Origin of the sequence: Microvirga vignae, from assembly GCF_001017175.1 — a bacterium.
Lineage (GTDB): Bacteria > Pseudomonadota > Alphaproteobacteria > Rhizobiales > Beijerinckiaceae > Microvirga > Microvirga vignae.
Genome location: NZ_LCYG01000016.1, coordinates 295,373 through 318,647 on the forward strand (window position 1 = coordinate 295,373; position 23,275 = coordinate 318,647).

At 63.3% G+C, this 23,275-nt stretch carries 23 protein-coding genes; 12 read left to right on the forward strand and 11 right to left on the reverse strand.

Features of this window, described 5'->3' with window-relative positions:
* Positions 1 to 129: 129 nt before the first annotated feature.
* The 7 genes from dnaN to mutM form a co-directional block, all read right to left on the reverse strand.
* Positions 130 to 1,248 (reverse strand): DNA polymerase III subunit beta, encoded by a 1,119-nt coding sequence (gene dnaN / locus AA309_RS06285; RefSeq protein WP_047188103.1) that lies wholly within the window; start codon positions 1,246 to 1,248, stop codon positions 130 to 132.
* A 143-nt stretch (positions 1,249 to 1,391) separates the two neighbouring features.
* Positions 1,392 to 2,843 (reverse strand): chromosomal replication initiator protein DnaA, encoded by a 1,452-nt coding sequence (dnaA, locus tag AA309_RS06290; RefSeq protein WP_047188227.1) that lies wholly within the window; start codon positions 2,841 to 2,843, stop codon positions 1,392 to 1,394.
* Positions 2,844 to 3,870: 1,027 nt separating this feature from the next.
* Positions 3,871 to 4,137: a 30S ribosomal protein S20 gene (rpsT, locus tag AA309_RS06295; protein ID WP_047188104.1), complete on the reverse strand. Its 267-nt coding sequence runs from the start codon at positions 4,135 to 4,137 to the stop codon at positions 3,871 to 3,873.
* A gap of 168 nt (positions 4,138 to 4,305) precedes the next feature.
* On the reverse strand, positions 4,306 to 5,121 hold the full coding sequence (locus AA309_RS06300) for a TSUP family transporter (protein ID WP_244470275.1): 816 nt from the start codon (positions 5,119 to 5,121) through the stop codon (positions 4,306 to 4,308).
* A 2-nt stretch (positions 5,122 to 5,123) separates the two neighbouring features.
* The gene (locus AA309_RS06305; RefSeq protein ID WP_047188105.1) at positions 5,124 to 5,897 is read right to left on the reverse strand and encodes an enoyl-CoA hydratase; all 774 of its coding nucleotides are present in this window, start codon (positions 5,895 to 5,897) and stop codon (positions 5,124 to 5,126) included.
* A 227-nt stretch (positions 5,898 to 6,124) separates the two neighbouring features.
* A complete protein-coding gene (locus AA309_RS06310) occupies positions 6,125 to 6,922 on the reverse strand; it encodes a DUF2189 domain-containing protein (RefSeq protein ID WP_047188106.1) in 798 nt (265 codons plus the stop codon).
* Between the two features lie 144 nt (positions 6,923 to 7,066).
* Entirely contained in the window at positions 7,067 to 7,963 is an 897-nt protein-coding gene (mutM, locus tag AA309_RS06315) for a bifunctional DNA-formamidopyrimidine glycosylase/DNA-(apurinic or apyrimidinic site) lyase (protein ID WP_047188107.1), read from the reverse strand.
* 96 nt (positions 7,964 to 8,059) lie between these two features.
* Between mutM and ubiE the strand changes: the two genes are divergently transcribed.
* From ubiE to AA309_RS35760, 10 genes are all read left to right on the forward strand, one after another.
* A complete protein-coding gene (gene ubiE / locus AA309_RS06320) occupies positions 8,060 to 8,809 on the forward strand; it encodes a bifunctional demethylmenaquinone methyltransferase/2-methoxy-6-polyprenyl-1,4-benzoquinol methylase UbiE (protein ID WP_047188108.1) in 750 nt (249 codons plus the stop codon).
* 2 nt (positions 8,810 to 8,811) lie between these two features.
* A complete protein-coding gene (gene ubiB / locus AA309_RS06325; protein ID WP_047188109.1) occupies positions 8,812 to 10,386 on the forward strand; it encodes a 2-polyprenylphenol 6-hydroxylase in 1,575 nt (524 codons plus the stop codon).
* Positions 10,383 to 11,597, forward strand: a complete 1,215-nt coding sequence (coaBC, locus tag AA309_RS06330) for a bifunctional phosphopantothenoylcysteine decarboxylase/phosphopantothenate--cysteine ligase CoaBC (protein WP_047188110.1) — start codon at positions 10,383 to 10,385, stop codon at positions 11,595 to 11,597. Before ubiB ends, coaBC begins: the two co-directional genes overlap by 4 nt.
* Positions 11,594 to 12,049 (forward strand): dUTP diphosphatase, encoded by a 456-nt coding sequence (gene dut, locus AA309_RS06335; protein ID WP_047188111.1) that lies wholly within the window; start codon positions 11,594 to 11,596, stop codon positions 12,047 to 12,049. Before coaBC ends, dut begins: the two co-directional genes overlap by 4 nt.
* Before the next feature lie 10 nt (positions 12,050 to 12,059).
* A complete protein-coding gene (locus AA309_RS06340) occupies positions 12,060 to 12,509 on the forward strand; it encodes an RrF2 family transcriptional regulator (protein ID WP_047188112.1) in 450 nt (149 codons plus the stop codon).
* 73 nt (positions 12,510 to 12,582) lie between these two features.
* A complete protein-coding gene (gene cysK / locus AA309_RS06345; protein WP_047188113.1) occupies positions 12,583 to 13,563 on the forward strand; it encodes a cysteine synthase A in 981 nt (326 codons plus the stop codon).
* A gap of 158 nt (positions 13,564 to 13,721) precedes the next feature.
* Positions 13,722 to 14,078, forward strand: a complete 357-nt coding sequence (locus tag AA309_RS06350) for a hypothetical protein (RefSeq protein WP_150117408.1) — start codon at positions 13,722 to 13,724, stop codon at positions 14,076 to 14,078.
* 12 nt (positions 14,079 to 14,090) lie between these two features.
* Positions 14,091 to 14,321: a hypothetical protein gene (locus AA309_RS06355; RefSeq protein ID WP_047188115.1), complete on the forward strand. Its 231-nt coding sequence runs from the start codon at positions 14,091 to 14,093 to the stop codon at positions 14,319 to 14,321.
* A gap of 11 nt (positions 14,322 to 14,332) precedes the next feature.
* Complete coding sequence (locus AA309_RS06360) at positions 14,333 to 14,653, forward strand: hypothetical protein (RefSeq protein ID WP_047188116.1); 321 nt, start codon at positions 14,333 to 14,335, stop codon at positions 14,651 to 14,653.
* 20 nt (positions 14,654 to 14,673) lie between these two features.
* The gene (locus tag AA309_RS35760; RefSeq protein WP_200901952.1) at positions 14,674 to 14,838 is read left to right on the forward strand and encodes a hypothetical protein; all 165 of its coding nucleotides are present in this window, start codon (positions 14,674 to 14,676) and stop codon (positions 14,836 to 14,838) included.
* Positions 14,839 to 15,015: 177 nt separating this feature from the next.
* Here the strand turns inward: AA309_RS35760 and typA are convergent, their stop codons facing one another.
* From typA to AA309_RS06380, 4 genes are all read right to left on the reverse strand, one after another.
* Positions 15,016 to 16,845 carry a translational GTPase TypA gene (typA, locus tag AA309_RS06365; RefSeq protein WP_047188117.1) on the reverse strand — a complete coding sequence of 610 codons (1,830 nt, stop codon included), beginning with the start codon at positions 16,843 to 16,845 and terminating at the stop codon, positions 15,016 to 15,018.
* A gap of 234 nt (positions 16,846 to 17,079) precedes the next feature.
* A complete protein-coding gene (locus AA309_RS06370) occupies positions 17,080 to 18,201 on the reverse strand; it encodes a site-2 protease family protein (protein ID WP_047188118.1) in 1,122 nt (373 codons plus the stop codon).
* Between the two features lie 905 nt (positions 18,202 to 19,106).
* Positions 19,107 to 19,649, reverse strand: coding sequence for an MOSC domain-containing protein (locus AA309_RS06375; RefSeq protein WP_047188119.1), 543 nt, complete (start codon positions 19,647 to 19,649; stop codon positions 19,107 to 19,109).
* A gap of 4 nt (positions 19,650 to 19,653) precedes the next feature.
* On the reverse strand, positions 19,654 to 20,886 hold the full coding sequence (locus AA309_RS06380) for an argininosuccinate synthase (protein WP_047188120.1): 1,233 nt from the start codon (positions 20,884 to 20,886) through the stop codon (positions 19,654 to 19,656).
* Between the two features lie 185 nt (positions 20,887 to 21,071).
* Between AA309_RS06380 and AA309_RS06385 the strand changes: the two genes are divergently transcribed.
* Together AA309_RS06385 and AA309_RS06390 are read left to right on the forward strand one after the other, a co-directional pair.
* Positions 21,072 to 21,701, forward strand: coding sequence for a 2-hydroxychromene-2-carboxylate isomerase (locus AA309_RS06385; protein ID WP_047188121.1), 630 nt, complete (start codon positions 21,072 to 21,074; stop codon positions 21,699 to 21,701).
* A gap of 231 nt (positions 21,702 to 21,932) precedes the next feature.
* Positions 21,933 to 23,228, forward strand: coding sequence for an MFS transporter (locus AA309_RS06390; RefSeq protein WP_150117409.1), 1,296 nt, complete (start codon positions 21,933 to 21,935; stop codon positions 23,226 to 23,228).
* Positions 23,229 to 23,275 lie beyond the last annotated feature (47 nt).

Genomic DNA, 23,275 nt, shown 5'->3' on the forward strand with positions numbered 1-23,275 from the left:
ATGATGAGAAGCGCCGCGCCTCTTAAGAAACGAGATCACCGGCACGAGGCCGGTGATGACAAGGAGCCTGATTCTGAAAAACGATCCCGGATCGACTGACGCCGTCCGGGATGACGCCTGTCAAAATGCTTACACGCGCATCGGCATCAGGACGTAGAGCGCTGCTGCGCCCTCGCGGTCCTGAATGACGGTGGGGGAGCCGGGATCGGCGAGCTTGAACAGGGCCGTGTCACCGTCGAGCTGGGCCGTGATGTCGAGCAGATACCGGGCATTGAAGCCGATATCGATCGGAGTCGCATCATAATCGACCTCGATCTCTTCCGTCGCGCTGCCCGAATCCGGGTTGTTGACGGTGAGGGTCAGACGGCCGTCGGCAAGGGCGAGCTTCACCGCGCGGCCACGCTCGGAGGAGATGGTGGAAACGCGATCCACGGCCTTGGCGAAATCGCCGCGCTCGACCACGAGGATCTTGTCGTTACCGGCAGGAATGACGCGTTGGTAATCCGGGAATGTGCCGTCGATGAGCTTCGAGGTCAGCACGACGCCATCGAACGTCAGTCGCACCTTGGCCGAGGACAGCTCGATGGTGACGTTCTCGGAGCCGTCCTCGACGAGCTTCACGATCTCGGCCACCGCTTTACGCGGAATGATCACGCCGGGCATGCCTTCCGAGCCGGTGGGAGCGGGAAGCTCCACACGGGCTAGGCGGTGACCGTCGGTGGCAACCGCACGCATCATGAGCTGACCGCCCACATCAAGCGTGTGGAGATAGATGCCGTTGAGATAATAGCGCGTCTCTTCCGTCGAGATCGCGAACTGCGTCTTCTCGATCAGGCGCTTGAGATCGGCGGCAGCCAGCGTGAAGCGGTGCGGCAGGTCGCCGGCGGCGAGATCCGGGAAGTCGCTCTCCGGCAAGGCCTGCAGCATGAAGCGCGAGCGGCCCGAGCGGATCTGCATCTGGCCCATGTCGGCCGTCATCTCCAGCGACACCTGGGCGCCTTCGGGCAGCTTACGCACGATGTCGTAGATCATGTAGGCCGGAACCGTGGTGGAGCCTGCCTCCGCGATGTCGGCGGGGATCGTCTCCGTCACCTCGATGTCGAGGTCGGTCGCGCGCAGGCGCAGGGTTCCGTCTTCCGCGCGCAGCAGCACGTTCGACAGGATCGGAATGGTGTTGCGGCGCTCGACAACGCGATGCACATGCCCCAACGCCTTCAGAAGAGCGGCGCGCTCAACAGTAACTCTCATAACCGGCACCTATTGTCGGCAAAATTCTTGGCCCTCCCCAAAGGGGAGCAAGCGAGGCGGCAAGATTGGCTGTTGTTGCCCGAGAAAGCAAGCCATGCCTTGGGCAGTCTCGAATAGGCTCCCAAGCCGCCTCGGGTAAGGGATTATTCCTGCAGCATCCGCTTGAGGAGCTCGACCTCATCCGAGAGCGCATGGTCCTCTCCCAGAGCCTTCTCGATCTTGCGCACCGCATGGAGCACGGTGGTGTGATCGCGCCCGCCGAAGCGGCGGCCGATCTCCGGCAGGGAGCGTAACGTCAGCACCTTGGACAGATACATGGCGATCTGGCGCGGACGCACTACGGCGGCGGTTCGGCGCTCGGAGAGGATATCCGAGCGGGAGACGTTGTAGCGCGAGGCCACCAGCTTCTGGATGTCCTCGATCTTCACGCGCTTGGGTTCGCGGTTGCGCACGAGGTCGCGGATCGCGGTCTCGGCGGTCTCGAGCGTGATGGCCGAACCAGTGAGCGTGGCGTGCGCCAGCAGGCGGTTGACCGCGCCCTCGAGATCACGGCCGTTCGCCGTGATGGAGCGAGCAACATAGGAGATGACGCTGGGGCCCACCTCGAAGGTCGGGTGAATGGTCTTCAGCGCCTCGATGCGGGTGGACAGGATCGAGGTACGGAGCGCTTCGTCGAGCGCCGTCACTTCGACCACGAGACCGCCGGCCAAGCGCGAGCGCACGCGCTCGTCGAGATTTTCGAGATCCGCCGGCGGGCGGTCGGCCGCGATCACGATCTGGCGGCCCGCATCGATGAGGGCGTTGAGCGTGTGGCCGAATTCCTGCTGGATCTGCTTGCCCTGGATGAACTGCACGTCGTCGATGATAAGGAGATCGATGCCGCGCAGGCGCTCCTTGAAGGCGAGCGACGTCTGGGCTTTGAGCGATGCGACGAAGCCGTACATGAAGCGGTCGGCGGTGAGATAGATGACGCGGCGGCCTTGCGAGCGCATCTCATGGCCGATGGCGTGCAGCAGATGGGTTTTGCCGAGGCCCACACCCGCATGCAGATAAAGCGGGTTGTAGATCACCTGACCGTTCGGCGCATGGGCCACACGGTCCGCGGCAGCATGCGCCAGCGCATTGGAGCGGCCAACGATAAAGCTTTCGAAGGTCAGGCGCGGGTCGAGCGGCGCACCACCGAGATCGGAGTTTTCACTCCGCTCTTCCTGCGGAATCGTGAGCGAGGGCGCCTTCGGCTCGCTGGCTTGGGCCGCGGTTGGCACGGGAGCGGCCGTGCTCGGGCGCGGAGCCTCGTTGGGGCGGCGCTGCGGGGCAGCGTCGCGACCAAGGGTGTTGCGCACACCGATCACCACGCGCTCCACGTCATTGGTCTCGGAGCGATAAACCGACAGGACACGGTCTGCGTAGTGCGACTCAATCCAGCTCTTCAGGAAGCGGGTGGGCACTGTCAGATAGGCGCAGCCCTCCACCACCGAATCCAATTCCAGGCGGCCGAACCAGCTGGCAAAGATATCCTCGCCCAGCTCGGCGCGAAGGCGGCGCTTCACCCGCGCCCAGACATCTGCTGCCGTTTGCTGGCCGGAAGAGTCCATGCCGCTCTCATTGGCAGCGGCAAAGGTTCGGTGGTCCTCGCTGCGATACATCAAATTCCCTCCACGAGATTCCTGCCGAACTTGGCTAGAATCCCCACGCATGACCCGTTTTGAACAAGAAAAGCGGACCCGCTTCACAGGTTGTTCAAAACGTGGCGCCCCCAATTGTACTGAAGATTATCAAACGGTTTTTAAGTCGAGGCGATCTGAAAGCGTCGCCTCTTGTCCACCTTCTCAAGCTCTATCAAGTCTACCCCTAGGTAAGGGACGTGCTTTCGTTTGCTTCTTGGTAGAATGAAACAAAGCCCTGACCCCGTGGTTGTGTTCTATAGCTTGTGACTTGAGTGGATGACTTAACGGCAAGCCGTTGAAGTAAGTCGACCATATACAGGGTGGGTGAGGGCGCGCAACACGGTCGAGTCAACAGGCATCCTGCCGATATCCCCAAAACGGCTCCACAGACCCGTCCACAGCTTTTGGGGTGCGACGATAAAGTCCTGACTCTTCAACCGATTCGCTGTTTCATCCCACCCTGTTGCACCGTCTAAAAAAAGCTTCTTCCTGAAACGTTGATTCAGGATCGATTCGGGGTGTGTCGAGGTGTGATTCCGATGCTTCGCGACCCTTTGCCTGCTAAGCTATTGAACAAACTTGGCATTTTATGTGCAACTTGAATCTCTGTTGCGTGTTCTTTCACCCCGCTTTTTGACCATAAAGTCAAGCTCGCGTGTGGATAAAAAGGCGGCAAAGAATGCTGCCAGAATGGTGCGATTTTCTCCCTCTTCGAGTGGTCAGGAAAGAAATTGGAAAGGACTCTCGGAAGGCAGCTGAAGTGCCTCTTTCCCGCTCTGTGAGAGGAGGCTGGTGAGGGTGCGTGAGAGTTGTGTGACTGACGCAAAACCCAACCTCTCCCGAGCGGGGAAGCTCAATCCGGGTGAATGCGTCAGGTGAGAGGCGGCTGTTTCAAGACAACAAAAAACCCGGCCGCGAGGCCGGGTTTGATGATCTCGTTTAGCCTGATGGCTAATTAAGCGCTCAGGGCCCTGATGCGGCTCGTCAGGCGTGACACCTTCCGGGAGGCGGTGTTCTTGTGCACGATGCCCTTCTGGGCAGCACGCATCATCTCCGGCTCGGCGGCGCGGAGCGCGGCGAAAGCCTCTGTCTGGTTGCCGGAGGCGATTGCCTCTTCGACCTTGCGCACGAAGGTCCGCATGCGGCTGCGGCGCGACTTGTTGATCGCGGTGCGCTTCGCAATCTTGCGGGTCATCTTCTTGGCGGACACGGTGTTGGCCATGGCCAATCCTCGTTCTTTAAAAGTCCGACGCGACAGGCCAGGCTTGGAGCCCCGTCAGCGACCGGTTGATTGAATGGAAACCGAAGAGCCCGCGGGACGCGCGGGCTCGTGTGGGGCGGCTTATAGACGTGATCCTTCAGAACGTCAATGTCCGCGCGCCTTTGCGCGTCAAAAAAGCGCCGCGACGGTTTTCAAAGCGCCCTCCGACAGTATCCGGCGCCAGGGATTGGCGGGGTCGAGAAGCAGCCGCAACGCCATCGCCGCCGAGACCAGAACGAGCAGCGGACGGATGAGCCGGGCCCCCAGCCGCATGGCAAGGCGCGAGCCCACCTGCGCGCCGAGAAACGAGGCTGCGGCCATCACGAGCCCCAAAGGCCAGACCACGGCTCCGGTCGCCGCATAGAGAAGAAGGCTGCCGAGGTTGCTCGCCAGGTTCAGGAGCTTGGTATGGGCGGTGGCCCGCACCACCCCGTAGCCGAGGAGCGTCACGAAGGCGAGCATATAGAAGGAGCCGGCGCCGGGCCCGAAGATGCCGTCATAGAAGCCGACCGCCACGGGCGCGGTGAAGCCAAAGGTAAGCGCCGTCATCCGGGCATGGGCATCCTCGTCCTTCACCTTCCGCGAAAGGGCGAAATAGAAGGCGATGGCGATCAACAGCACCGGGATCAGCATCTCCAGCACGGAGCGTGGCAGGAAGCGCACGCAGAGGGCTCCGGCAACGCCGCTGATGAAGGCCGTCCCGGTTAAGACCCAGGCCTTGCGCCACTCGATCATCCCCCGGCGTCCGAAGGTGTAGGTGGCGGAAGCAGCCGCGAAGGCGCCCTGCACCTTGTTTGTGGCAATGGCACCGGCCGGGCTTAAGCCCGCGAGGAGGAGAGCAGGCACCGTCAGCAACCCGCCGCCGCCTGCGATGGAATCCACGAAGCCTGCGAAAAAAGAGATCGCGGCTAAGGCCGCGATCATGTCGAAACCGATTTCTGGCACGATCACTGGTCTTTGAACTCGGCCGCGCGCTTTTCTACGAAGGCGGCCATGCCTTCCTTCTGGTCGGCGGTGGCGAACATGGCGTGGAACACGCGGCGCTCGAAGCGGATGCCCTCGGTGAGGGTCAGCTCGTCGGCGCGGTTGATGGTTTCCTTCGTCATCATGGCAATCGGCAGCGACATGGAAGCGATGGTCTCCGCCGTCTTCATGGTCTCAGTCATGAGGTCCGCGAGAGGCACCACGCGGGCGACGAGGCCGGAGCGCTCGGCCTCTTCCGCGCCCATCATGCGTCCGGTGAGGCACATCTCCATGGCCTTGGCCTTGCCGATGAGGCGGGTGAGGCGTTGCGTGCCGCCCATGCCGGGCATGACGCCGAGCTTGATCTCGGGCTGGCCGAACTTGGCGTTGTCGGCGGCGATGATGAAATCGCACATCATGGCGAACTCGCAGCCGCCGCCCAGGGCAAAGCCCGCGACCGCCGCGATCATGGGCTTGCGCCGTCCCGCCACCTTCTCCCAGCCGGAGAAAAGGTTGTCGAGATAGATCTGCGGATAGGTGAGCGACGCCATTTCCTTGATGTCGGCGCCGGCGGCGAATGCCTTCTCGGAGCCGGTGACCACGATGCAGCCGATCTTCGCGTCGGCCTCGAAGGTGTCGAGGGCCTGGTTCACCTCGTTCAGAAGCTGCGAATTGAGGGCGTTCAGGGCCTGGGGCCGGTTGAGGGTGATGAGCCCCACCTTGCCGCGCGTCTCAACGAGAATCGTCTCATAAGCCATGCCGGTATCTCCTCCCCGATGGAGATTCACCGGTAGGCGAGGGCAAGGGTGTCAGGCAAGCGGAAACTAGAGCATCGGACCCAAAAGTGGCTCCACTTTTGGGACTCGAACGATGCTCCCTTTTTAAGTATCGCATCGTTCGAGGCGGAAAACCGAATCCACCTTTCCGCACGATGCGCGAATGGCCGCGCCTTGAACCTTTCGGCAAGGCGCGGGGTGAAGAGGCTTTACTCGACCACCTTGCGATAAAGGTGCCAGGTGGCGTGACCTAGGATCGGCAGCACCACGGCCAAGCCGACGAAGAGCGGGATGAAGCCGACGACGAGCGCCCCGGCGACGATCAGCGCCCAGACCAGCATGGAACCGGGATTGGCGGCGACCGCCCGGAACGACGTGATGATCGCCGGAATTGCGCCTACGTCCCGATCGACCAGGAGCGGGAACGAGATCACGCTCAGGCAGAACACCGCGGCGCTGAAAATAAAGCCGAGCGCATTGCCCACGACGATGAGGGTCCAGCCCTTCTGCGTGGTGAACACCTCACTGAGGAAGGCACCGATGGATTCAGGGGCGCGCCAGCCGAAGAGGGATTGATAAAGCGCCTGCGCCGTCAGGAGCCAGGCGATGAAGATCACCATCAGCAGGACGCCAAGCGCCGCGATGGAGCCGATGGAGTGCGAGTAGAAGACGTTGGAGACGCTGCTCACGGAAACGTCCTGTCCGCGTTCACGCTCGCGGCTGATCTCGTAAAGGCCCACGGCAGCGAGCGGTCCCACCAGGGCGAAGCCCGACATGAGGGGGAAGAGGAGCGGCAGCATATTGTAGCCGAAGGCAAGGCCCGCGAAGAAGATGCCGAGGAGTGGATACATCAGGCAGATGAAGAAGATGTGCGTCGGAGCGGCCCAGAAATCCGCGGCGCCCTGCCTCAACGCGTCCATGAGGTCACGGGTGCTGATCCGGCGGATGCCCAGGTGCTCCGATACCGGGTCTCTTTGGACATGGGAGAAGACATCGAGTTTGGCCATGGCGGTCCCTCCTGAACCTCGAGTTCAAGCGGTCGCGAGCCTGTCATGCAGAAGATGCCGACGGTAAGGTCGCAACCTGCAGAGCAAGAAGAATGGATGCCTTTTCAGGCTTTTTTGCGAGAGGCTGATGCGCGCCTGATCCGATTATCGAGCGCGGGGCCGCTTCTGGCAGACAGGGCAATAGAAGGTCGACCGGCCGGATTGTACGAGGCGTTCCACCGTGCCGGTGCATTCGGGCGCCACGCAGGGCTCTCCCTCACGGTCATAGACGCGGAAGGAATGCTGGAAATAGCCGAGCGAGCCATCGACCTGCGCGTGATCCCGCAAGGTCGAGCCGCCCGCCTCCACGGCCTCCGAGAGGACATCGCGGATCACCTCGGCGAGCTGGTGCGCCTTCTCCGTCGGCTTCCCGGCCTTGGTGGCGAGCGACCCTGCCCGAGCCTCCGGATGGAGGCCGGTGCGGAACAGGGCCTCGCAGACATAGATGTTGCCGAGTCCTGCGACGAGGCGCTGGTCGAGGAGGGCGGCTTTGAGCGGCGTGCGCCTGCCGGCAAAAAGATTGGCGATGGTCTCGCCCGAGAGTTCGTTGCCCAAGGGCTCGATGCCCATCTCGGCGAAATGCTTGCAGGTTTCGATCTCGGAACGTGGCACCAAATCCATGAAGCCGAAGCGGCGGGCATCGTTATAGGTCACGCTCGCCCCGTTGGAGAGCCGGAAGACCACGTGGTCGTGGTTCCCCAGGCCTCCGTGCTCATGATGGAACTCCCCCGGCATCCGGGTGGCGCCGCCTTGAGTGACCAGGAAGCGTCCTGACATGCCGAGATGCATGATCAACACCTCGCCGGAGGAGAGATCGGCCAAGAGATACTTGGCCCGGCGGCCCAAAGCCCTAACCTCCTGTCCTTCCAGGCGCTCCGTGAACCGTTCGGGGAATGGAAAGCGCAGGTCCGGGCGGCGCTGCACCACCTTGGTGAAGCGGGCTCCCACCATGGCGGGCTCCAGGCCCCGGCGCACGGTTTCGACTTCGGGCAGTTCGGGCATCAACCATCTCTTCGGTTCTTGAGGCTCCTTACATAGCCATCGGGCCCCGCTTCCGCTATGGATCGCCGTTAAGATGCGACATGAGGGTGATAGAGCATGACCGACGAGACCACCCATTTCGGGTTTCAGTCCGTGCCCCTGGGCGAGAAGCAGGATCGCGTGAACGAGGTCTTCCGCTCGGTGGCGAGCCGCTACGATCTCATGAACGACCTCATGTCCGCAGGCCTTCACCGGCTCTGGAAGGACAATCTCATTTCGACGCTGCGTCCACCCAAGGACCGGCCCTTCCGCCACCTCGATGTCGCCGGCGGCACGGGGGATATCGCCTTCCGCATTCTCGATTCAGGCGGACCGCAGACCCGTGTGACCGTCCTCGACATCAACGGCGAGATGCTGAAAGTCGGCGCCGAACGTGCCGGTTACCGTTATGAAGGGCGCATCGACTTCGTCGAGGCGAATGCGGAAGAGCTGCCGCTCGAGTCCAACACCTATGACGCCTACACCATCGCCTTCGGCATCCGAAACGTGCCGCGTATCGATGCGGCGCTGCGCGAGGCGCATCGGGTTCTGAAGCCCGGTGGGCGCTTCCTTTGCCTCGAATTCTCGAAGGTGGACGTGCCGCTCATCGACAAGGTCTACGATGCCTATTCCTTCAACGTCATTCCGCGCATGGGCCAGATGGTGACGGGGGATGCCGAGTCCTATCAGTATCTCGTGGAATCGATCCGTAAATTCCCGCCGCCTGCTGCCTTCGCGCACATGATCGAGGAGGGGGGCTTCAAGCGCGTCACCTATCGCCAGCTCACGGCAGGCGTGGTTGCCATTCACTCAGGCTGGAAGATCTGAGCGTGATCGGCAGCATCGTCCATCTCGCCCGAAACCTGCGCGCCGGCTTCGTTCTCGCCCGCGAAGGAGCTTTGGGTCTGTTCGATCCGAGTGCCTTGCCGCCTTCCGCACGCTTGGCCCTGCGCATGGCGCGCCTCATCGAGCGGCGGCAGACGGAAGACGGCGCGGCGCGCCTGTCCAAAGCGCTGACGCGGCTGGGTCCCTCTTACGTGAAGTTCGGCCAGTTCCTCGCCACGCGTCCCGACATCGTGGGTGTGGCGGCCGCGCGTGATCTCGAACGCCTGCAGGATCGGCTGCCTCCGTTTCCGCGCGCTCAGGCCATCGCCACCATCGAGGCGGCTCTGGGTCGCCCCATTGACGATGCGTTCCTCGAATTCAGCGAGCCCCTGGCAGCTGCGTCCATCGCGCAGGTGCACAAGGCGCGCATCCGCACGCCGGAGGGTGAAGAGACGGTTGCGGTGAAGGTGGTGCGCCCTGGCGTTCGTGAGGGTTTCGCCCGTGACCTTCAGGCGATGCGTGCGGCGGCTCGTCTCTTCGAGCGCATGGTGCCCGATGTGCGGCGCCTGAAGCCGATGGAGGTGGTGGAGACGCTCGCGCGCTCCGTCGCTGTCGAGATGGATCTGCGCTTGGAAGCAGCGGCCGTCTCGGAACTCGCCGAGAACACGAAGGGTGATCTCGATTTTCGCGTACCGAAGCCGGAATGGGATCTCACGGCGCGGGATGTGCTCACCACAACCTGGATCGATGGCATTCGCTTGAACGATCTGGAGGCGATCGAGCGTGCAGGTTTTGACCGTGTGGCTCTGGGCAGCACGGTGATCCAGTCCTTCCTGCGCCATGCGATCCGTGACGGTTATTTCCATGCCGACATGCATCCCGGCAACCTGTTCGTAGATGCGGAAGGCCGCCTCGTTGCCGTCGATTTTGGCATCATGGGCAGGCTTGGCATGAAGGAGCGCCGCTTCCTCGCCGAGATTCTTCTCGGATTCATCCGCCGCGATTACCTGCGCGTGGCGCAGGTGCATTTCGAAGCGGGCTATGTTCCGCCGCATCATTCGGTGGAGGATTTCGCGCAGGCCATCCGTGCCATCGGCGAGCCGATCCATGACCGGCGCGCGGACGAGATCTCGATGGCGAAGCTTCTCACGCTGCTCTTCGAGATCACCGCGCTTTTTGACATGGCGACGCGCACCGAACTCGTGATGCTCCAGAAGACCATGGTCGTGGTCGAGGGCGTGGCGCGCAACCTCGACCCGAAGCTTGACATGTGGACCACGTCTGAGCCGGTTGTGCGTGAGTGGATCGAGCGCAACCTCGGACCGTTGGGCCGCGTCGAGCAGGCCGGACGCGGTTTATGGACGCTCGCTGGCGTGATCGGCGATCTGCCGGAGCTAGCCCTTCGTGCCGAGCGGGTTCTCAATCAGATGGAAGAGGTGACGGCCCGCGGCGTCTCACTCGATCAGGAGAGCGTCGCCGCCATCGGACGCGCGGAGGCGCGGGGCAACCGCTGGGGCGTGGCGGCCTTGTGGATCATCGCCGCATCATTGATGATCATGCTGCTGAGAGGTTTCGCATGACGGCGCTTTCCGGCAAACGCATTCTGCTCGTCATCGGCGGCGGGATTGCGGCCTACAAGTCCCTCGACCTGATCCGGCGCCTGCGAGAGCGCGGCGCCTCGGTGCGCTGCATTCTCACCAATGGCGCTCAAGCATTCGTCACGCCGCTCGCGGCGTCCGCCCTCACGGGACAGCGCACGCATACCGATCTCTTCGACCGCGAGGATGAAGCCGATATCGGTCACATCAGGCTGGCGCGCGATGCGGATCTCGTTGTCGTTGCCCCCGCCACTGCCAACCTTATGGCGAAAATGGCGGGCGGCCATGCGGATGATCTCGCCTCTACGGTGCTGCTTGCGACGACGCTTCCTATTCTGATCGCGCCCGCGATGAACGCGCGCATGTGGCTGCATCCAGCCACGCGACGGAATCTGGAGACGCTACAAGCCGATGGCGTTCACATGGTCGGCCCCAATGAGGGCGCAATGGCCGAAGCCGAATTCGGCCCGGGTCGTATGGCAGAGCCGCTGGAGATTGCCGCTGCCGTCGAGCGTCTGCTTGCGCCCTCCGGTCTGCTGGCCGGCAAGCATGTGATCGTGACCTCCGGCCCGACGCATGAGCCTATCGATCCGGTGCGTTACATCGCCAACCGCTCGTCCGGCAAGCAGGGTCACGCCATCGCGAAAGCGGCAGCCGAGGCAGGCGCCCGCGTGACGCTGATCTCCGGCCCTGTCGATCTGCCCGATCCGAAAGGAGTCACTACCGTACATGTTGAAAGCGCGCGCGAGATGCTGACGGCAGTCGAGAAAGCACTCCCTGCCGATATCGGCGTTTTCGCCGCCGCCGTCGCCGATTGGCGTGTGGCGAATGCAGGTGAGCAGAAGATCAAGAAGAAGGATGGCGCTTTGCCGAACCTGTCCCTCACCGAGAACCCCGACATTCTCGCCACCATCTCGCGTCTCACGCAGAACCGCCCCGCACTCATGGTGGGCTTTGCCGCCGAGACGGAGAACGTAATCGAGCATGCGAAGCAGAAGCTGGCGAAGAAGGGTTGCGATCTCATCCTCGCCAATGACGTGTCGCCTGCGACCGGCGTGATGGGCGGTGAGAGCAACACGGTGCATCTCGTCACGAAATCGGGCGTCGAGACTTGGCCGACGCTTTCGAAAACGGAGGTGGCCGGGAGATTGATCGCGCATGTGGGCGCATTGATCGGAGACGCAAAACCATGACGCATTTGCTGCACGTTCAGCGCTTGCCCCACGGCGCGGATCTGCCGCTGCCGCGCTACGAAACGGCAGGGGCTGCAGGCATGGACCTCATCGCTGCCAATCCGGCGGATGCGCCTGTGGTGCTCGCACCCATGGAGCGCAAGCTCGTGCCCACGGGCCTCATCATCCAGTTGGAGAAGGGCTTCGAAGCGCAGGTGCGGCCTCGCTCCGGTTTGGCATTCAAGCATGGCGTGACGGTCCTCAACGCGCCGGGCACAATTGATGCGGATTATCGCGGCGAGGTGCAGGTGCTGCTCGTCAATTTAAGCACCGAGCCCTTCATCATCACGCGCGGCATGCGCATCGCGCAGATGATCGTCGCGTCCGTGACCATGGTCGAGCTGGTGGAGGTTGTTGCCGTAAATCACACGCCGCGTGCCGCCGGCGGCTTCGGATCGACGGGATTGAATTGAAAGGCATGCGATGAACTTTCTCTCTCGTCGTTCGCTTCTCGCCATCGCGGCCGTCACCGACATCGCGCTCCACGCACGCCCCATGCCGGTTGCGGCGAAGGCGCTCGCCGCCCGCCACAACCTGCCCCCGCGCTATCTGGAGCCGGTACTGCAGGCACTGGTGCGCCAGGGCATTCTGAAGGGCGTGCGCGGTCCGCGCGGCGGCTATGAGCTTGCCCGCGAGCGGCGGCGGATCACAGCGGGTGATATCGTGCGCATCGCCATGGCCGCGCAGGAGGATGACGGCAGCTCTCCGTTGCCGGAATCGCGCTTGGCCGAAGCGGTCGTCGCGCCTCTCGTTGCGAAGGGCACGGAGGCCTTTCTCGCTGAGCTCGACAAGGTGACGGTGGAGGATCTGTGCAATCGCGCTCAGGCCGAGGCTGTTGTGGAGCAGACCACTCCGGTCGATTTCACGATATAATTTGTAAATTAAACCAATTATCGACACTGAATGCGCAAAGGACTAAGATCCTCCCGTCTTTATGGAGGATCTTATGGCTGACACGCTCAATACCTCGGGCGCCAACACCAAGCCTGGCCGCGGCCGCATCTACGGTTCGATTACCGAAACTATCGGCAATACCCCGCTCGTGCGCCTCAACCGGCTGCCGAAGGAGCACGGGGTCGATGCGGAGATCCTCCTCAAGCTCGAGTTCTTCAACCCGATCTCCAGCGTGAAGGACCGTATCGGCGTCAACATGATCGACGCCATGGAAGCCGCCGGCCACATCAGGCCCGGCGGGACGTTGATCGAGCCGACCTCCGGCAATACCGGTATCGCGCTCGCCTTCGTCGCAGCCGCGCGCGGCTACCGCCTGATCCTCGTCATGCCCGAAACGATGTCGATCGAGCGCCGCAAGATGCTGGCTTTCTTGGGTGCCGAGCTCGAGCTCACCCCGGGTCCACAGGGCATGAAGGGCGCGATTGCCCGGGCCGAGGAGCTGCTGAAAGAGATCCCGGGCTCGGTCATTCCGCAGCAGTTCAAGAATCCCGCTAATCCCGAGATCCATCGCAAGACGACGGCGGAGGAGATCTGGAACGACGCCAACGGGCAGCTCGATGCTTTCGTCGCAGGCGTCGGCACCGGCGGCACCATCACGGGTGTCGCTCAGATCATCAAGCCGCGTCTGCCGAACATGAAGGTGTTCGCCGTGGAGCCCGAAGATTCACCGGTTCTCTCCGGCGGTCAGCCCGGTCCGCACAAGATCCAGGGCATCGGCGCCGGCTTCGTGCCGGATGTGCTCGACCGCTCGCTCATCGATGGCGTGATTACCATCGGCAACCAGACGGCCTTCGATACCGCGCGCAGGCTCGCGAGGCTGGAGGGTATTCCGGGCGGCATCTCCACCGGCGCCAATGTGGCGGCTGCGTTGGAACTCGCGGCGCGTCCTGAGTTCAAGGGGAAGCGCATCGTGACCGTCGCGCCGTCCTTCGCCGAGCGTTACCTCTCGACGGCTCTGTTCGAAGGCCTCTGAGATCTCGTCATCTCGATCCTGCAAGGGCGGCTCTCACAGCCGCCTTTTTGTTTTGTTTGCGCGTGCCAAGCGTGGCCAGAACTTACCCCACTCGGTCGGGTTCTCTTGAGGCACACGAATTCAAATGATGTTTCCAAGTGAATTTGATGGAGTTCATCATGGCGGAGCGCAAGGCGCCTCACTCATTGAAAGACCAAGATGCGGATCAGATCCGCAACGAGCAGCGCGGCGGCATCGACAGCCCCATCGATCCGAACCGTGACGGCGGCCCCGAGGGCAATGCCACATTGCGCCGCGTGTGGAGCGAGCCTGGTGGCGAGGCCCACAATTATCGTCAGGGTCAGACGGGCCAGACCAGCAAGGCCGGCATGGACGGCCATGACGAGCTCACCGCCGCCGAGACGCCGGAGACCACGAAGCGCTTAAGCGATGCGACCCTCTCGCCGGACGACAAGGACGCGACGGGAGAGGCCATCGACCGCGCGACCGCCGTCAACGGCAAGGATCAAGGCTGACAGGAGAGTGCCATGGGCAATGCTGGTTACGGCAACCACACCGAAGATACGAAGAACTACGTCGATTCCGAGCGGCCGGATCCGCAGGCGGGTCACATGGGCTCGTCCCAGAACAAGCCCGGTAATCTTCCCGCGGCAGGTCCGCATGACAAGCCGTCGCTGACCAACCCGGACTCGACCCCTGGCACAGGCGCGCTGCCCGAGCCAGGAGATAGCGAAGGCATCGATTCCACCAGCTCATAACAGGACCCGCCATGGCGCAGAACCAGAATTCCGGACAGCATGTCCCGACCGAGCGGCCCGATCCCGAAGATGCTGCCCGCAATCCAAGGCCAGGATCTCAGGATCGTCCGGGCTTCGACCTTGGCGGCTCGGCGGATGAAACCAACGCGACCGGCACCGGCTCCAACACCGTACCCGGTGGTCCGAAGGGCAGCACGTCGAGCGGCACCGGTGCCGGGGGACGTGCGACCGGCCTCACTGATCCGAGCGGCTCGGGCTCGCGTGGCGATGAAGGCAATGCAGGTTCCGACACCGGTGGCGGCGTTACCGACGGCACCAATGGTCCAGCTTAAATTCAGCAAGGTAGAAAACGATGGCTCAATCCGACGACAAGTCCAATCAGGCGACCGAGAAGGATATCAGCGCCCCGCGCCTGACGCCGCAGGGCCGTGAGAACCCCAGCGCGTCCGGCGAGGATTCCACCAATCCGATGGGCGAGGGGGCGAAGAAGGGACAGGGCGACAAGGCTGAAGGCTGAAGACAGGTGTCATCCCGGACGAAGCGCAGCGAAGATCGATCCAGGATCACCTTCAGAATAGAGCGCCTTTCTCATCCCACGGTCCCGGGTTCTGCTGAGCCGCCTCGGGGTGACAGCAACGGATACGAAAAGGCCGCCCATTGGGCGGCCTTTCAACATTTGCTCAAGGCGCTGCCTTTACGCGCTCAGCGCTTCCTTCTGCTTCTCGGCGCGCTTGCGATCGTTCGGGTCGAGGATCGCCTTGCGGATGCGGATCGACTTCGGCGTCACCTCGACGAGTTCGTCGTCCTGGATCCAGGCGAGCGACTTTTCGAGCGTCATACGGATCGGAGGCGTCAGGCGCACCGCTTCGTCCTTCGAGGTCGTGCGGATGTTGGTGAGCTTCTTGCCCTTCAGCACGTTCACCTCGAGGTCGTTCTCGCGGTTGTGCTCGCCCACGATCATGCCCTGATAGACCTTCCAGCCGGGCTCGATCATCATCGGGCCGCGATCTTCCAGGTTCCACAGCGCATAGGCCACGGCTTCCCCCGAGTCGTTCGAGATCAGCACGCCGTTGCGGCGGCCGGCGATCTCGCCCTTGTAGGGCTCGTACGAATGGAACAGGCGGTTCATGATTGCGGTGCCGCGCGTATCCGTCAAAAGCTCGCTCTGGTAGCCGATGAGGCCACGGGTCGGAGCGTAGAACACGAGACGCTGGCGATTGCCGCCGGAGGGACGCATCTCGACCATCTCGGCGCGACGCTCGGACATCTTCTGCACCACGACACCGGAGAATTCCTCGTCCACGTCGATGACCACTTCCTCGATGGGCTCGAGGAGCTGGCCGGTGGCCTCGTCCTTCTCGAACACCACGCGGGGACGCGACACGGCGAGCTCGAAGCCCTCGCGACGCATGGTCTCGATGAGGATCGCGAGCTGCAATTCGCCACGGCCTGAGACGTAGAAGCTATCCTTGTCGGCGGCTTCCTCGATCTTGAGCGTCACGTTGCCTTCCGCTTCCTTGAACAGGCGGTCGCGGATCATGCGGCTCGTCACCTTGTCGCCCTCGGTGCCCGCAAGCGGTGAGTCGTTGACGATGAAGGACATGGTCACGGTCGGCGGGTCGATGGGCTGGGCCTGGATCGGAATGTCGTTCTCGGGCGCGCAGAAGGTGTCGGCCACGGAGCCCTTTTCCAGGCCCGCGATGGAGACGATGTCGCCGGCCTCGCCCGCCTCGATCGGCTGACGCTCCAGGCCGCGGAAGGCCAGGATCTTGGACACGCGGCCGGCCTCGACCAGCTTGCCCTCTCGGTCGATCACCTTGATCGACTGGTTCGGCTTCACCGTGCCGGAAGCGATGCGGCCCGTGACGATACGGCCCAGGAACGGATTGGATTCGAGCAGCGTGCCGAGCATGCGGAACGGGCCCTCCTCGGTCTTGGCCGGGGGCACGTGCTCGAGCACGAGGTCGAAGAGCGGCGCGAGGCCTTCATCGCTCGGGCCTTCCGGGGACTTCGCCATCCAGCCGTTGCGGCCGGATCCGTAGAGGATCGGGAAGTCGAGCTGCTCGTCGGTGGCGTCGAGCGCCGCGAAGAGGTCGAACACCTCGTTGATCACTTCCTGATGACGGGCATCGGGACGGTCGATCTTGTTGATGGCCACGATGGGGCGCAGGCCGATCTTGAGGGCCTTGGACACGACGAACTTGGTCTGCGGCATCGGGCCTTCAGCCGCGTCCACGAGAACGATCGCGCCGTCCACCATGCTCAGGATGCGCTCCACCTCGCCGCCGAAATCGGCGTGGCCGGGGGTGTCCACGATGTTGATGCGGGTATCCTTCCAGACCACCGAGGTGGCCTTGGCGAGGATGGTGATGCCGCGCTCCTTTTCGAGGTCGTTGGAGTCCATCGCGCGCTCCTCCACGCGCTGGTTCTCGCGGAAGGCGCCAGACTGCTGGAGCAGCTTGTCGACGAGGGTGGTCTTGCCATGGTCGACGTGTGCGATGATGGCGATGTTGCGCAGCTTCATGAGGGTTGGTCTTTCAAAGCAAAGCGGCCCGGCTCGCGGCAAGCGTTGCCGCGCCCCTGGCTCGAACCGGGCGGAAATCTGATGCGCTGCAATATAATGATTACTCTGCGGCGGCAATAGGGCGGCCTGGCAGATCGGCCCCGGGCCGCCAAATAAGCTCCTGCTCCATCGGCTCGTGCAGCCGGAAGCTCGTTCTCGACGGCGGCGCCACGACCCTGCCGCAGGTCGAGAAGCCTAAAAGCCGCCCTGGACGTAAGATTGGCGGCCCCGGAAACGCCAATCCGGGCGTATGCTGCGCACCATCATCATCTCGCCGAGGTTTTCGGGCGTCAGGAGTCCGATGAGCCGCTGATCCCGGTTCAAAACAAGAAGGGCAGGGGCCCTCGTCCTGTTGAGCAGGGCGACGGCGGCGTCGAAGGGCTGCCAATCCAGAATCGTCGGCAGGTCGCGGGCCATCACGTCCAGCACCGGCGTCATGGGTCCGCCCTGCCGCAGCGCCACGATCAGGCCGTCGCGGGTGAGGAGACCGCGCGGCATCCCCGAGCCGTCCACCACCGGAAACTCCTTCTGCGAGGTGCGCAGCATCAGGTCGACCGCATCGTCCAGTGTCGAGGAGGTGGAGAGCGTCTCGACTGGGCTGATCATGCCCGCATGCACGGGCAGCCCCTGCGTTGCGCCCCGGAAGGACACGTCCTGCGCTTCGGCTGACGCAGCGAGATAGATGAAGAGGGCGATGATGATCAGCATCGGATTCCAGAACAGCCCGAGGAACGCGAACAGGAAGGCCGCGCCCTGGCCGATCCGCGCCGCAACGTTCGTGGCATCCGCATAGTTCATGCGCATGGCAAGGGCCGCGCGCAGCACGCGCCCGCCATCCATCGGAAAGGCGGGGATCATGTTGAACACCACGAGAAAGATGTTGGCGGCGGCGAGCCGCATCATGAGGCCGGCGCGCGGATTGTCGAGCTCCGTCATCGCAGCGGTGTCGAGGCTGAATCCGAGAAAGAGAATGATTAAACCCGCGATCACCACGTTCACCAGGGGGCCTGCGATCGCGACCACCAGCTCCTCGCGGGGATTGTCGGGAATGCGTTCGAGGCTCGCCACGCCGCCGATGGGCCAGAGCGTCACCTCGGGCGTGTTGATGCCGTAGCGCTTGGCCGCGAAGATGTGCCCGAACTCATGGGCCAGCACGCAGGCAAAGAGCAGCACGATGAACAATACGCCCTCGACAGCCGCCTCCCGCCCGCCCGAGCGCCACTGCCCCGCGCCGATCCAGACCAGGAACAGCAGGAAGGTCACATGAATGCGCACCACAGTGCCGGCGATGCGAGCGACGGGAATGGACCAGGGCATGAGGATCTCCAAACAGGCCTTCCGATGCTCAAGGTAGGGCGACGACTGCTCTTTCGGAAGCCAGGAGAAAACGGGCGGCGAGCAGAAACTCGGTCGGAATTGTCAAAGAGCCTGCGGGCGAGCGGGAGCGGCCTCGGGGCGTGAGAGCCTGTCGAGGGTGAGGGATCGAGGGAGGCGCGCGGAGCGGTCCGGCTCGAACTCTGATGGTATTTGCTTGGAACCGGATGGCCCCTCGCGCACGGTTCTTTTAGGCGGACAGGCGAGCCCTGGCTCAGCGGCGGCGCAAGGCGGACCCTGCCCGTTGAGAGCAGGCGGCCCTGAGCCCGTCGTGAGCCCAAGCCGCAGCCTGGGCCTCCCGCCGAGTGAGGCTGCGTCACCTCACCCGCGAGACCGCTCCCGACCCCACACATGCGACGCCTCGCGAGCGCGCCCCTCGGCAGGTCAGGACAGCATCGGATATAGCCAAGGTTAGGAACATTGTCAAGAACAAAGTGGGAACGATCCTCCGCGATTAGGAGCATCCTCCGCCGTCATGCCCGGGCTTGTCCCGGGGATCCCCGTCTTGCGGGTGCGGCGTCTCCCAAGGCGTGGATGGCCGGGACTGATCCCCGGATCAAGTCCGGGGACGGCCATGACGGGGTGGGGCGGCCAGGGCTTGTGCGGGCGGCGCGGAGGGTTCATCGGCGATGCAAACAGATGGGGATGGCCGAGCCTGATCCTCAGATCGTGTCCGGGGCGGCCACGACGAGGTAGAGACGGGACAGAGCAAAAAGACATGGGTGGCCGGGACAAGCCCGGCCATGACGAGGGGGCCGAGCGGGCCAAGGCTGTCGCCAAGGCTGTCCCTGGATCACGTCCAGGGACGGCCATCATGAGAGATGGACGTGAGTGCATACAAAACGATCTCACACCCGCTCAAGTCGACGATGCGGCTCCGGAGGCAGGATAACAGCAATCGGCTCGCCGGGGCGAACCTCGCCTCCCGTCAAAACGATCCCCATGACGCCCGCCTTGCGAACGAGTCGACCCTCGCTGTCACGGTCGAGCACGGCAGCCATGAGGCCCTTCTGGAAGCGGTCGATCTGAACGCAGGGATTGCGCAGGCCCGTCAATTCAACCACGGCGGACGCGCCGAAATGCAGTTTGGTGCCGACGGGAAGGTTGAGCAGGTCGATGCCACGCGTGGTGATGTTTTCACCCAATTGCCCAGGCGCGACGGAAAAGCCCTTCGCAGCAAGCTCCTCGAAGAGTTCCGTGTGGATGAGATGAACTTGGCGCAGATTGGGCTGGGTGGGATCGATGGCGACGCGGGAGCGGTGCTTGACCGTCTCTCCCGCATGCGCGTCTCCTTCGATGCCGAGCCCGGCAACGAGCCGAATGCTCTCGACATTCGGCTTGGAAAAGGAATGCGTCGGGCTGCGGCTGACGGCAACGACCGACGCATTCATGGCCTTACAGTCCCAGCTTCTTCTTGCGCTGGGCGAGCGTGCGCAGGCGCAGCGCGTTGAGCTTGATGAAGCCTGCGGCGTCGCGGTGATCGTAGGCGACCGCGCCTTCCTCGAAGGTTACGAGGTCCTGGTCGTAGAGAGTATAGGGGCTCTGGCGGCCGATGAGGTGGACGCCGCCCTTGTAGAGCTTCAGCGTCACTTCGCCGGTGACGAATTCCTGAGACCTGTCGATGAGAGCCTGGAGCATCTCGTGCTCCGGCGAGAACCAGAAGCCGTTGTAGATGAGCTCGGCATATTTCGGCATCAGCTCGTCCTTCAGGTGCGCTGCGCCGCGGTCGAGCGTGATCGACTCGATGCCGCGATGGGCGAGGTGAAGGATCGTGCCGCCGGGCGTCTCGTACATGCCGCGGCTCTTCATGCCCACGAAGCGGTTCTCGACGAGATCGAGACGGCCGATGCCGTTGAGGCGCCCCAGCTCGTTGAGCTTCGCCAGCAGGTCGGCCGGGCCCATCTTCTGGCCGTCGATGGCGACCGGATCGCCTTTCTGGAACTCGATGGTGATGATCGTCGGCTTGTCGGGAGCCGTCTCCGGATCGTTGGTGCGCGAATAGACGTAGTCCGGAACTTCCAGGGACGGATCTTCCAGCACCTTGCCCTCGGAGGAGGCGTGCAGGAGGTTCGCGTCGACGGAGAACGGAGCTTCGCCGCGCTTGTCCTTGGCGATCGGGATCTGGTGGGCCTCGGCGAACGCGATGAGCTGCTCGCGGGAGCGCAGGTCCCACTCGCGCCAGGGGGCGATCACCGTCACGTCGGGCTTCAGCGCATAATAGCCGAGCTCGAAGCGCACCTGATCGTTGCCCTTGCCCGTCGCGCCGTGAGCCACCGCATCGGCACCGACCTTTTCGGCGATCTCGATCTGCTTCTTGGCGATCAGCGGGCGGGCGATGGAGGTGCCGAGCAGATAGAGGCCCTCGTACTGCGCATTGGCGCGGAACATCGGGAACACGTAATCGCGCACGAACTCGTCACGCAGATCCTCGATGAAGATGTTCTCCGGCTTGATGCCGAGGAGTTCGGCCTTCTTTCGGGCCGGCTCCAGCTCCTCGCCCTGGCCGAGATCGGCCGTAAAGGTCACCACCTCGCAGCCATAGGTGGTCTGCAGCCACTTGAGGATGATGGAGGTGTCGAGGCCGCCGGAATAGGCGAGCACGACCTTGTTCACGCGCTTCTCAGCCATGGTTGATGTTCCAGTGATAAGGGTGCTCGCGAATTAGCCGGGAAGGCTTTTGAGCGCAACGGCAAAAGCTGGCAAAAGCTTAAGCGCGATATGCTTATGGAGCATTCCTGCCTATCAAAAGGGATGCTGTCCAAGAACCGAGGCATGCCTTAGCTCCTCTTTGCCCAAGGGAAGGAGAGGTGCCCATGCTCCGTCGTCCGCAATTCGAGTTCTGGTACGAATTCTCCTCCACCTATTCCTATCTCGCCGCCATGCGCATCGAGCCATTGGCGGAGGAGGCGGGCGTCGAGATCGTCTGGCGGCCGTTTCTCTTAGGCCCCGTCTTCAAGGCGCAGGGGTGGGAAACCTCGCCCTTCAGCGTCTATCCGGCCAAGGGTCGGTACATGTGGCGGGACATGGAGCGCGAGGCCGTGCGCTTCGGTCTTCCCTTCTACAGGCCCAATCCCTTCCCGCAGAACGGGCTGCTTGCCGCCCGCATCGCCCTGCTCGGCCTCGACCGGGGCTGGACGCCGGTCTTCACGAAGGCTGTCTACACGGCCGAGTTCGGAGAGGGGCGGGACATCTCCGACACAGAGGTGCTCTCCGGCATCCTGGCAAGCCTTGGCCGCGACCCGGAGGAGATCATCACGGAAGCCCAATCCGAAACCAACAAGACCCGCCTGCGCCGCCTGAACGACGAGGCGCAATCGCGCGGCATCTTCGGCGCGCCCACCTTCTTTGCCGAGGACGGCGAGATGTTCTGGGGCAACGACAGGCTCGAGCAGGCCCTCGACTGGGCCGTCACCCAGGCGAAGCGCTCGGAAGTTCCCCTTTGAGGGGCGCTCCTCTTCGAGCCGTCATGGCTGGAACGACGGCTTGAAGAGGTCGTTTAAGCCCGATCGTTTGACCAATCGTCACGTCGGGCGTATGTCCGCGCCAACCATAACGGCCGCAGTGGAACGCCAACGCTGCTGCTCCCCCTTCCAAAAAAAGCCTCTGCCTCTCCTTCAGCCATGCGCTTTCCGGCGCGGTGGAGCGCATCCCATTCTTGGAAAGAAAAAATCCTCATGCTCATGCAGAACACGCTTGCGGATCGCAGGCAGCGACTGAAATCGATCATCGGCGGCTCCGCCGGCAACATGGTCGAGTGGTACGACTGGTACGTCTATTCCGCCTTCACCCTCTATTTCGCGCCCATCTTCTTTCCCAAGGGCGACCAGACCGCTCAGCTACTGAACGCTGCCGCCGTGTTCGCCGTCGGCTTCGTCATGCGCCCCGTCGGGGCCTGGATCATGGGCATCTACGCGGATCGCAAGGGCCGCAAGGCGGGCCTGACCCTCTCGGTCACGCTCATGTGCCTCGGTTCGCTCATGATCGCCGTGACCCCGGGCTATGAGAGCATCGGGACGCTTGCTCCCGTCATCCTGGTTCTCGCGCGTCTCCTGCAGGGCATCAGCGTCGGCGGCGAGTACGGCGCCAGCGCCACCTATTTGAGCGAGATGGCCGGCAAGGACCGGCGCGGCTTCTTCTCGAGCTTCCAGTATGTCACGCTGATTTCCGGCCAGTTGCTGGCGCTGGGCGTGCTGCTGATCCTCCAGCAGATCCTGCCCGAGCAGGATATCGAGGCCTGGGGCTGGCGCATTCCGTTTGCCATCGGCGGCGTGCTGGCGGTCGTCGTGTTCTATCTCCGCCGGGGCCTTTCCGAAACACAATCCTACAAGAACGCTCAAAGCTCGAAGGAGCCTCGCTCCAGCGGCATGACGCTCTTCGTCAAATATCCGCGCCAGGCTTTCACGGTCATCGCGCTCACCGCCGGCGGCACGCTCGCCTTCTATGCCTACACCACCTACCTGCAGAAGTTTCTAGTCAACACCTCGGGTTTCGGCCGCGAGACGGCGAGCCAGATCACGGCGGCGGCCCTGTTCGTGTTCATGCTACTGCAGCCGGTGGCGGGCGCATTGTCGGACCGCATCGGCCGTAAGCCGATCATGGTGGGCTTCGGCATCCTCGGCGTGCTGTTCACCTACCTGATCTTCTCGACGCTCGCGGGCACCAAGGATCCCTTCATGGCCTTTGCCCTCGCGCTGGGAGCCCTCGTGATCGTGACCGGCTATACCTCGATCAACGCAGTGGTGAAGGCCGAGATGTTCCCGGCCCATATCCGCGCGCTGGGCGTTGCTCTGCCCTATGCCATCGCCAACACGGTGTTCGGCGGCACGGCGGAATACGTGGCGCTCTGGTTCAAGCAGGCCGGTATCGAATACGGCTTCTTCGTCTACGTGACCGTGATGATCGGCCTGTCCCTCATCGTGTACCTGCGCATGAAGGACACCAGGCACCACAGCCAGATCCACGAGGATTAAGGCTGGCCGAGCTGTTGACCCCTTCGACCTGTGGCGTGCTGCTTCAC